An 8,950-nucleotide genomic window follows, 5' to 3' on the forward strand; every position below is an offset into this window, starting at 1 on the left:
GTCTACCTCTATTTCGAGTTCTGTTTGTGAATGACATTTGCGCCCAGCGCAGCAAGAGCCGCACGCAAGTCATCACTTTCCACGCCTTCAGATAGATCGCTTGCAGCGATTTGCACCGCCTCTGAAGGTTTTTTCTTTTTTGTGAGCGCAGGTGCAAATTCAACCCGCCCGTCTGAAAATCCGGTTGGCGCCGTTTGCGTCACACGCACCCGCGAAATGGCGCGGTAGCCGTAGCAGGCATTCACCTTTTCGCGGATTTGTTCCTTTTGCATTTCCAACATCGGGGCCTGTGCGCCGGTGGTCAGCAAAGTCAATGTCGCCCCCATGCCGCCTTTGCCATAGCTCACGTTCACTGGGGTTGCGATCCTGGCCGTTGCCTCGCCCACGACCTCTGTCCAGTGGGTCAACAGACGGGTGACAGCAAAGCCGCGATCCTCGCTCGCTTTGCGGATGCGGGGCTGCATCAAAGTCGCCGCCCGAGAAAATCCGCGCGTGGTGCTGGAAGGCCGTGGCTGTTTCATATCTAAGCCCTACTCTAAGATGGAGGATGCGCCAAGTCAGAGCGCACAAGACGACAGGTAAAAAAACATTGCGTGACCCAAGCCGTGACCTATTGGATTGGTATGATGTCCATGCCCGTGACATGCCGTGGCGTGTGCCGCCTGCCGCGCGCACGGCCGGCGTTTTACCTGACCCATACGCGGTCTGGATGTCAGAGGTCATGTTGCAACAAACAACCGTCGCTGCCGTGCGTGGCTACCATCGGAAGTTTCTGTCGCTTTGGCCAACCGTAAAGGACCTCGCGGCGGCAGATGATGCCGATGTGATGGCCGCTTGGGCCGGACTTGGATACTATGCCCGCGCGCGCAATCTGCTGAAATGCGCCCGCGCGGTTGTGGCAGATTACGATGGCGTGTTTCCCGACACCTTTGATGCCTTGCTGGATTTGCCGGGCATTGGCCCTTATACAGCGGCGGCCGTCGCCGCAATCGCGTTTGATCGGCCAGAGACGGTCGTTGATGGCAATGTGGAACGCGTTATGGCCCGTCTCCATGACATCCACGCGCCCCTGCCCGGCGCAAAGGCAAAACTGACAGCATTGGCAAAAGACCTTACCCCACAAAGCCGCCCCGGAGACTACGCCCAAGCGGTTATGGATTTGGGTGCCACGATTTGCACGCCGCGCAACCCCGCCTGTGGCATCTGCCCGTGGCGGTCACCCTGCAAAGCCCGTGCTGTTGGCACGGCCCCCGAGCTACCCAGAAAAACGCCGAAGAAGAAAACGCCAACGCGGTTTGGCATCGCCTATGTCGTCAGGCGCAGCGACGGCGCCTGGTTGCTTGAAACGCGCCCCGAAAGCGGGTTGCTGGGCGGAATGTTGGGCTGGCCGGGGAGCGAGTGGGGTGAGAACCCGCAGCACGATCCGCCATTGCAGGCCGATTGGTCCGAACTTGCAACGGAGGCACGACACACATTCACGCATTTCCACCTGCGCCTGAAAATTATGACCGCAACCGTCAATCATAGGGTCGCGCCAGCGCGTGGTGTGTTCCTGTCGGCCACAGATTTTAGCCCAAGCGCATTGCCCACAGCGATGCGGAAGGTGTTTGATTTGGCCGCCGCGACACTAAGCCTTGATTGATGCGGCAGGCGCGGCGGACTAGGCTGCAAAATGAGCAAATGAAACGACAACCATGACAGCAACATCGACATCATCGCGCATTGGGGGCCTCACGACAGCCTTGCCGTTTGCGCTGTCATTGGGCGTGATCCCTCTGTCGGTGGTCGCGGCGATTTACGGCGGATGGCTGATCTTGCTGCTGCCCATTCTGGCGTGGCATCTGTCGTCGATCATGGATTTTGCGCTTGGCCAGCAAAACGACAACCCCGACGCCGAAACCCCGCAAGCTCAGTTGTTTTGGTATAAGGCGATCACACTTGTCTGGCCGCCGCTGCAAATGATCTCGATCTTTGGGGTATTGGGATATGTGATATCGACAGGCCACTTGAACCGCTGGGAACAATGGGGGCTTTTTGCGGTACTGGGTATTTCTTCAGGCACCATCGGGGTCAATTACGCGCATGAGCTGATGCATCAGCAATCGAAGTTGGAACGGTGGTTTGCCGACGCTTTGCTTGCCTCGGTTCTCTACGCGCACTTCCGTTCAGAACATCTGTTGGTGCATCACCGCCATGTCGGCACCCCGGCAGATCCGGTCACCGCGCGTTATGGCGAAAGCTTCTATCGGTTCTTTCCGCGCGTTTTGATCCAATCGTTGATTTCATCATTCAATGCCGAAAAATCCATGCTGGCACGCAAGGGCCTGCCGTGGCACCACGCATCCAACCCGTTTTGGCGGTATCTGACGCTACAGGCAGGCTTTGTGCTGCTGGCCGCGCTGATCGGAGGTTGGTGGGGGGTGTTCCTGTTCAGCGTGCAGGCATTCTGGGCGGTGTTCCAGTTGGAGCTGGTCAACTACGTTGAACACTACGGCCTGACCCGCAAGCATCTTGGCGATGGCAAATACGAGAACGTCCAGCCGCATCATTCATGGAATGCAACGCAACGGGCCTCGAATTGGCTATTGCTCAACCTGCAAAGGCACTCGGACCATCACTATAAACCCAACAGGCGGTTTCCGCTGCTGCAAACCTATGATGAAGAGACAGCACCGCAGCTCCCCTATGGCTATCCGCTGATGATCATGCTCGCCCTGCTTCCGTCTCCTTGGAGAAAAGTGATGCACCCGCGGGTCAGAACATGGCGCAAGCTGCATTATCCTGAGATCAAGGATTGGACGCCTTACAAGCGGGCGCGCAATCCGGTGCCGAAGTAAAACGTCGATCCGGATGGCATAAAAAACCCCGCCATCACTCACGATGGCGGGGATAAAGTTAGTGCACGCTGACCATCCCGCATGGAACGGCTGGCCGCAGGCACCGGCGGTATCAACTTTGGTAAAGCGTCAGTGCTTCGCCATCTCTGAGCGGATCTGCTGACGCAGCAGATCAATGGGCACCTTTTGCCCGTCGCGTTTAAATTGCCAATAGGTCCAGCCGTTGCAGCTTGGCGCACCTTCCAGATGCGCGCCGACCTGATGGATTGATCCTTTGATGTCGTCACCGATCAAGGTGCCATCGGCACGGACCTTGGCCTTGTGACGGCCATTCATGCTCCATAATTGCTCGCCCGGACGCAGCATGCCGCGTTCCACCAGCACGCCAAAGGCGACGCGGGGTTCGGCGCGCTTCGAGCTTGAGACCTCCAACGCTTCCTTGTCGAATTTCCGAGTATTCTTGATGCGCTTTTCGGCGACCTTGCGGTAGGCCTCTTCACGTTCAATCCCGATGAAATCGCGGCCCAGCATCTTTGCGACTGCACCCGTGGTGCCGGTTCCGAAGAAGGGGTCCAGGACCACGTCGCCGGGGTTGGTGGTGGCAACAAGCACGCGGTGCAAAAGTGACTGGGGTTTTTGTGTCGGGTGTGCTTTTTCACCTTCTTCATTCTTCAACCGCTCATGGCCGGTGCAAATGGGCAGAACCCAGTCTGAGCGCATCTGAACGCCTTCGTTCAGGGCTTTGAGCGCTTCGTAGTTGAAGGTGTATTTGCTGGCCTCTTCCTTCGAGGCCCAGATCAGCGTCTCATGCGCGTTCGTCAGACGCTTGCCCCGGAAATTCGGCATCGGATTGGATTTGCGCCAAACCACGTCATTCAGAATCCAGAACCCTTGGTTCTGTAGCTCCGCACCCATGCGGAATACGTTGTGATAGCTGCCGATCACCCAGATCGCGCCGTTGGGCTTTAGAAGGCGGCGGGCAGCGGCCAGCCATTCACGGGTGAATTTGTCATAGACCTTGAAGCTGTCGAATTGGTCCCATGCGTCATCAACCGCATCGACCTTGGAATTGTCGGGGCGATGCAAATCGCCCTTGAGCTGAAGATTATAGGGAGGATCCGCAAAGATCAGATCAACAGAACCCGCAGGCAGGCTGTTCATCCGTTCGATGCAATCGCCGTCAAGGATCGTGTTCAGCGGAAGCGGTTTCGCTTCCTGCGTCTTTGTCTTGGTCTTCATTTTATGCCTCAATACCGGCGGGTGACCCGCTCTTTGGTTGAGGCCATATTGAGTCAGAGACGATTCGCTGTCAAAAACATTATTGAATCAATCACTTACGATTTTATCTTGATACAAGATGTTGTGTATGGGCTTGAACGACCGTCTATGGTGCGGGGTGACCCCGAAGCGCTCTAACCCCAATTTATGCTGGGCTGTGGGGTATCCTGCGTTCTTTTCCCAGCCATAGTGGGGGTAGTGTTGCGCCAAATCCTCCATGTGGCGGTCACGCCACACTTTTGCAACGATGGAGGCCGCGGCAATCGAAAGGCTGCGCCCGTCACCCTTGATGATTGCCTCCGCAGAAGTCGTCAGATCGCGCGGGATCATGTTACCGTCGATCAGCGCATGATCGGCCATTTGGGACAGGCCCTTTACGGCGCGCACCATCGCAATATGGGACGCGCGCAGGATGTTGTGTTCATCGATCTCTACAACGGTTGCTTCGGCGAGTGACACATCTGCGACGGCCATGATTTCATCAAAGAGAGCGCCCCGCGTCTTTGCGGTCAGCTTCTTGCTGTCATTGAGACCGTCTGGAATGTTGTCCGGGTGAAGGATCACAGCCGCTGCACATACCGGACCGGCAAGCGGGCCACGCCCGACCTCATCCACACCCGCGACATGCAAAAACCCGCGTTTTCGGGCAGCGGTTTCAAAACTGAAGTCTGGTTGTGTCATAGCTTCAGTGACCAGAACGCGCCAATCACTGCAAGGAAAAAGGGGGCAAAGAGCCATGTCCATCTCTCTGCCCCCTGCGGGTGTTGGCTTTCGCGCACTACTTGCGTCTTTGAAAAAAATCCGAACACCCGAGGTGGCGCGGCAACTGGGGCAAGCAGCCGCGCGTTCTCGCGTCGGGTTAGTGACGACGCGTAGCTCGGAAACCAGCCTCGCGCAGGCAAAGCGGATCATAGCCATTGCGCGGGCCGTTGGTGGTGTAGATGCGCACCGCACAGCGATCAGGCAGGCGATTGACGCGGTTATAATTGCGGTTCAGGCAACGCTGATCGAATATGCGCTGGACGCCAAAGCGCGTATCGATCGTGCGCAGGCATTCACGCGGCAACACCCGACCGCGGTTCGCGTTCTGCTGTCGGGATCGATTCAGGTCCGCCCAGTTTTGGCGGTTGTTGTTGGCCCGCTGGGTTCGCGCATTTCGCACTTCGCTTCGGTCATTGCGGTTGTTGCTGTCGATCGCGGCATTCAGCGCTGCAATAGCCGCAATGCCAATCAACAGCTTACCGACGTCGTCGCGGTCGACACCGTTGGCATAGGCAGGCGCCATAGAAGCAAAGGTCAGTGAAACGGCGGTAATCCCGGCGATAATTGGTTTAAACATTTGCATGTCCTTTCGGGTCAGATGCCAGATATGGTGGCGATGATCCAACCTTGGAGGCGGCACAGGCTGCCAAACAATAACCGGGGATGGTTATGCGATGGCGGCCGCGATAACATGCAGCGTTATTGAATATCAGCGCAGCGGAAGGTCACTTGGGGACATGAAACATCTTTCTTTCTCAGTCGTTCTATTGATCTTGAGCGCTACAACCGCTCAGGCCGCGTGCTATGCTGATTACAAGGCCAAACGCGACGACCCCTTGCGCCTACACTATGGTGTGATTGAAGTGCGCGGCGATTGCTCTGTCGCATCGGCCAAGGCACAACTGGGGGATCGGCTTCGCGATGGCTGGCAGCTTTTGAATGTTGTCGGCACGTTTGATGAGGCGGGTCTGGATGAAAGAAAGGACAGCGCAGGTGAGTTCTTCCTCCGCTACTGAAGCACGTGAAATCGGCAACCGCATTGTCGTCATGGGCATTGCCGCGATTGTGGCGATCCTTGCGATTGCGGCTGTGCTTTTGTTCATCAACCTGCCGGATGCGAACGCATTCAATCTGCGGGTTGAGCAGCTCTTTGTCGAAAACGATAACCTGACCAGTAACGCAGAGATCAAACTGCTTGAGATCCTCGCCCAATCCGGCACCGCATTTTCGGATACATTGGCGTCCTACCGTTTTGTCATTTTTGTGCTGCTGATCTTCGCAACCGCGCTTTTGGTGGCTGCCGTGGCGTTCCTTGTGATGTTGATCGCGATGAACCGGCGCATGGGCCGAATCGAGCGCCAAGGAATCGAAGTGAATTCGCTCACCATCAGCCGTGACGAGAAAGCCGTTTATCTGAATGACTTCGCTTTCAAGCTGACAGATGCGGCGATTGAGACGATCTCTGTATTGGCAGAGGCGCGTATGGATGATGAGGTGCTGACCGGTGCGGAAATCGAAGGCGTGATCTCTGGACGCAATGCCGCTGACTGTGACGAAGCTGCGGGCGCCACCAGAATCAAACGGCTGCGTGACACCCTTGGAAATCAAATGATGAGCGAGCTTCTGGTGAAAAACATCGCCCGCAAAGGCTATGTGCTTGCCATCGATAAAGACGTCATCAAAATGACGTAGTGACAGTTACCGCAAAAAAACCGCTGTTGCTTGCAAGCGTGTTTGACGGGTCAAGGGATAAAATTATCTGTTGCGGCGCAGCGTATCGCCTGCTGCAAGCGTCGGGCTCAGCGCTATGATTGGCCCGTCAGGAACAGTTTCGCCTCTGTTCAGCGCGGCAATAATCTGCGCTGCCTTGATCCCGATATCGCGGCGGCAGGCATCCATTGTGGCCAATTGCCGTGGCAAACCATCAAGCAGTTCAACCCCGTTAAAACCGGCAATGCCGACCTTGCCGGGGACATCGATACCTTGTTCCAACAGATAAAGCATACCGCCAGCGCCGATCATATCGTTGGAATAATAAAGAAAATCCAGATCCGGCGTGCGTGCGATCATCTTGGCCGTCATCTCGCGGCCCTTGGCCAAAGCTGACCCGCCAGAATAGAATTCCTGATCGGCGATTTCGATCCCGGCCTTTGCAAGCGTGCGCGTGAAACCCTCAAAGCGTTTACGCGCACGGTGGTCCAGCGGCATCTTTGTGCCCATGAAACCGATCCGCTTATAGCCTGCTGCGATGATTTCCTCGGCCATCTTGCGGCCAGCGCGGCGATGCGAAATGCCAACGCAATGATCGACAGGTTCCCCGTCCACGTCCATGATTTCGACAACTGGAATGCCGGCCTGCTGAAGCATGGCCTGTGACGCCTCGGAGTGTTCCAGCCCGGCGATGATGACCCCGGACGGTCGCCACGACAGCATTTCGAACAGCACCTTTTCCTCTTTTTCAGGCAGATAATCCGTGACACCGACAACGGGCTGCAATTCCGTATCTTCGAGCACTTCCGATATGCCGGAAAGGACCTCTGGAAAGACCATATTGCCCAGCGACGGGATAATCACGGCAACAAGGTTGACCCGCTGCGACGCCAAGGCGCCTGCGATCTTGTTGGGCACATAACCCAGCCGCTTGGCCGCATCCTGCACTTTTTGGCGGGTGGCGGCGCTGACGTCACCTTTATTGCGCAAAACGCGGCTTACGGTCATTTCACTGACGCCGGATGCCTCAGATACGTCGCGAAGGGTGAGTGGGCGCTTTGGGATATTCGTCAAGGGGTCGTTCCTGATTGTCTTTGGACCAGTGTTACCCGCCCTGCGAAACAAAAGCTAGCGGGTGGTGGGTTGGTACGATTGACGCAGCTGGCAAAGGCAGGCATTGAATGTGGCCGAGACCCCGTGGCTCAACTGGATAGAGCAGCCCCCTCCTAAGGGGCAGGTTGCAGGTTCGAATCCTGCCGGGGTCGCCAGCCCTACTGATATTATTGGATAAAGCGGCTACACTTCCAAGGTGTGTAAAAGGTGTGTAAACCGTCATTCATCTGCCTGTCTGGCTGGTTTTGTCAGAGTCGTCTTGGCGGATGCTTGTGTTGATAGCTTTCGACGATCAGCGTTCGGTCTAGACCTTGGCAACCTTCGGTGAAGAATGCCCCAAGGCAGCCATGATCTCATGTGGAGCGGCCTGGTTTTCTGCCATGTTGACGCCGACCGACTTCAGAATTCCTTGGATTGCGACAGACGACCGAACGCCCGCTACGTCTCTCCACTCTGCGCTTTTACTGCCGAACCCATCGGGGGCGAAAGGGTGACCGTGGGATGTGATAATGAATGTATCTTCACCGGTCTGCATTGCGTCATTCGCGTCGATTAGATCGTCAGACATCGGCACAGGACCGAAGTCTCTTGTAAATCGCTGAGTGCATCGGCGGTAATGTCGGACGTCTGCACCGCATCACCCGAAACCGGGCGACTACCGCTATGAAGGGGCCGATATCGGCATCCTTGTGACCCATGGCGGTCCATGACCAGGAATTTCCAGTTGAACGAACGCGCGAAAAAGTGGATCCACGGCATCAAGAAAACCGTGGACGGCAAACCGTTGCCTGTGGCCATGTGCTGCTGGCGCCGCCCTTCATCATCAGCGACAATCAGATTGATGAACTTGTGGGCAAATTCTCCGGCGCGATCGAGACCGCCTTGGCCAATTAAAGGACCAGCCATGTCAGACCCCTGCATCATTTGCGTCGCCATCACCGGATCGGTCCCGCGCAAAGAAGACAACCCCGCCGTGCCCATCACGATCACGGAACAAATTGAATCCACCCATGCCGCCTATGAAGCAGGTGCTTCGATCTGCCACGCCCATGTGCGCAATGACGATCAAACACCATCGTCTGATCCCGACAAATTCGCCGCCCTCAAGCAAGGCGTCGAAAAGCATTGCCCCGGCATGATAATCCAACTGTCCACCGGCGGACGGTCTGGTGCGGGGCGCGCGCGCGGCGGCATGCTGTCGCTGCGCCCCGACATGGCGTCACTTTCGGTCGGATCGAACAACTTTCCCA

Annotated in this window: 11 protein-coding genes, 1 tRNA gene and 1 pseudogene; 7 read left to right on the forward strand and 6 right to left on the reverse strand. The window is 56.6% G+C overall.

The features are described 5' to 3' along the window. Positions 1-8: 8 nt before the first annotated feature. Positions 9-521 (reverse strand): DUF721 domain-containing protein, encoded by a 513-nt coding sequence (locus ACFDSS_RS04700; RefSeq protein ID WP_375254607.1) that lies wholly within the window; start codon positions 519-521, stop codon positions 9-11. Positions 522-547: 26 nt separating this feature from the next. Here ACFDSS_RS04700 and mutY point away from each other — a divergent pair, with 26 nt between their 5' ends. Continuing rightward, on the forward strand, positions 548-1,642 hold the full coding sequence (gene mutY, locus ACFDSS_RS04705; RefSeq protein WP_375254608.1) for an A/G-specific adenine glycosylase: 1,095 nt from the start codon (positions 548-550) through the stop codon (positions 1,640-1,642). 52 nt (positions 1,643-1,694) lie between these two features. Beyond that, positions 1,695-2,837 carry an alkane 1-monooxygenase gene (locus ACFDSS_RS04710; protein WP_375254609.1) on the forward strand — a complete coding sequence of 381 codons (1,143 nt, stop codon included), beginning with the start codon at positions 1,695-1,697 and terminating at the stop codon, positions 2,835-2,837. 129 nt (positions 2,838-2,966) lie between these two features. Here the strand turns inward: ACFDSS_RS04710 and ACFDSS_RS04715 are convergent, their stop codons facing one another. The 3 genes from ACFDSS_RS04715 to ACFDSS_RS04725 all read right to left on the reverse strand — a co-directional run bounded on the left by ACFDSS_RS04715 (position 2,967) and on the right by ACFDSS_RS04725 (position 5,454). After that, positions 2,967-4,076 (reverse strand): site-specific DNA-methyltransferase, encoded by a 1,110-nt coding sequence (locus tag ACFDSS_RS04715; protein WP_375254610.1) that lies wholly within the window; start codon positions 4,074-4,076, stop codon positions 2,967-2,969. An 87-nt stretch (positions 4,077-4,163) separates the two neighbouring features. Then, positions 4,164-4,796 carry a ribonuclease HII gene (locus ACFDSS_RS04720; protein WP_375254611.1) on the reverse strand — a complete coding sequence of 211 codons (633 nt, stop codon included), beginning with the start codon at positions 4,794-4,796 and terminating at the stop codon, positions 4,164-4,166. 178 nt (positions 4,797-4,974) lie between these two features. Further along, positions 4,975-5,454: a hypothetical protein gene (locus ACFDSS_RS04725; RefSeq protein WP_375254612.1), complete on the reverse strand. Its 480-nt coding sequence runs from the start codon at positions 5,452-5,454 to the stop codon at positions 4,975-4,977. A gap of 160 nt (positions 5,455-5,614) precedes the next feature. Between ACFDSS_RS04725 and ACFDSS_RS04730 the strand changes: the two genes are divergently transcribed. Both ACFDSS_RS04730 and ACFDSS_RS04735 read left to right on the forward strand, forming a co-directional pair. Continuing rightward, the gene (locus tag ACFDSS_RS04730) at positions 5,615-5,893 is read left to right on the forward strand and encodes a hypothetical protein (RefSeq protein WP_375254613.1); all 279 of its coding nucleotides are present in this window, start codon (positions 5,615-5,617) and stop codon (positions 5,891-5,893) included. Positions 5,894-5,924: 31 nt separating this feature from the next. Next, positions 5,925-6,569, forward strand: coding sequence for a hypothetical protein (locus tag ACFDSS_RS04735; RefSeq protein ID WP_375254619.1), 645 nt, complete (start codon positions 5,925-5,927; stop codon positions 6,567-6,569). Positions 6,570-6,632: 63 nt separating this feature from the next. Here ACFDSS_RS04735 and ACFDSS_RS04740 read toward each other — a convergent pair whose 3' ends face one another. After that, positions 6,633-7,661, reverse strand: a complete 1,029-nt coding sequence (locus ACFDSS_RS04740) for a LacI family DNA-binding transcriptional regulator (RefSeq protein ID WP_375254614.1) — start codon at positions 7,659-7,661, stop codon at positions 6,633-6,635. 117 nt (positions 7,662-7,778) lie between these two features. On the opposite strand from ACFDSS_RS04740, the gene ACFDSS_RS04745 reads away from it, so the two are divergent. Beyond that, positions 7,779-7,855, forward strand: a tRNA-Arg gene (locus ACFDSS_RS04745). Positions 7,856-8,004: 149 nt separating this feature from the next. On the opposite strand, the gene ACFDSS_RS04750 is transcribed toward ACFDSS_RS04745, so the two are convergent. Then, positions 8,005-8,268, reverse strand: coding sequence for a hypothetical protein (locus ACFDSS_RS04750; RefSeq protein ID WP_375254615.1), 264 nt, complete (start codon positions 8,266-8,268; stop codon positions 8,005-8,007). 76 nt (positions 8,269-8,344) lie between these two features. On the opposite strand from ACFDSS_RS04750, the pseudogene ACFDSS_RS04755 reads away from it, so the two are divergent. Both ACFDSS_RS04755 and ACFDSS_RS04760 read left to right on the forward strand, forming a co-directional pair. Continuing rightward, positions 8,345-8,496 (forward strand): annotated as a pseudogene (locus tag ACFDSS_RS04755) (biotin carboxylase); the annotation flags it as partial. Between the two features lie 108 nt (positions 8,497-8,604). After that, on the forward strand, positions 8,605-8,950 hold a 346-nt coding region (locus ACFDSS_RS04760), incomplete at its 3' end, for a 3-keto-5-aminohexanoate cleavage protein (RefSeq protein WP_375254616.1).

The sequence above is a fragment of the Yoonia sp. genome (assembly GCF_042093035.1).
Taxonomy (GTDB): domain Bacteria; phylum Pseudomonadota; class Alphaproteobacteria; order Rhodobacterales; family Rhodobacteraceae; genus Yoonia.